We start from the raw sequence: 889 nt of genomic DNA, 5'->3' as shown, positions 1-889 counted from the left end.
GGCTTTGTTTTAATAAACTGTTGAAATTTGATTAACCTCTATAAATATGGTTATAATATATAATATAACTACTATTTAGGAGGTTTTTTATGCCAAGAGTTAATAATGTTATTCAGCAAGTTTCACAATTAAATACATATGAGCAAGAGAAGGTATTTGATTTTTTAAAGACTGTATTGATGTCAAATGGAATAACTAACTCTATAGATGAAGAAATCGCTGAAAATAGATTTAACAAGGGGAAGTGCTGTCCTTTTTGCAATCATGATAAAATATCTAAGTATGGAAAATATCATGGCAAGAATGGCGTTAAACAAAGGTATAAATGCCAAAATCCAGAGTGCAAAAAAACTTTCAATGATTTTTCTAAATCCCCAGTTTCAAGTAGTAAAAAGGGATTAGATAAATGGCTACTATATGCTCAATGTATGATAAATGGTAACACTATTAGGCAATGTGCCGAAATTGTTGAGATTAATATTGCAACAGCTTTCTTTTGGAGACATAAAATTATAGACGCTATTAGAAAATTTATTGGCTACGGCTCTCTTGAGGGTGTTATTGAACTCGATGAGACATACTTTGCCCTTAGCTATAAAGGGAATCATAGCAAAAGTTCTAATTTTACTATGCCAAGGGAATCAAGAAAGCGTGGTAAAGAAATAAATACAAGAGGTATATCAAAGGAATTTGCCTGTGTATTATGTGGTGTAGATAGATTAGGAAATATATATACTGGTTTAATATGTGATGGCAGACCTAACTATACTGATATAAATAGGGCTTTATCAGAGGTTGTTGAAGAAAATTCTATTTTATGTACTGATAAACATAGGAGTTATATCCCATTTGCGGCTCAACATAATTTTGAATTACATCAAATTAGGGG

1 protein-coding gene is annotated in these 889 nt (G+C 30.9%); it reads left to right on the top strand.

Features of this window, described 5'->3' with window-relative positions:
- Positions 1-89: 89 nt before the first annotated feature.
- Positions 90-889, top strand: an 800-nt coding sequence (locus tag H8S10_RS18390; RefSeq protein WP_186839755.1) for an IS1595 family transposase, incomplete at its 3' end; no start/stop codon positions are given.

The sequence above is a fragment of the Clostridium sp. NSJ-49 genome, assembly GCF_014287725.1.
GTDB classification, from domain to species: Bacteria; Bacillota; Clostridia; order Clostridiales; family Clostridiaceae; genus Clostridium; species Clostridium disporicum_B.
Note: the sequence above shows the minus strand (reverse complement) of the source record. Positions and strands in the feature narration are given on the sequence as shown.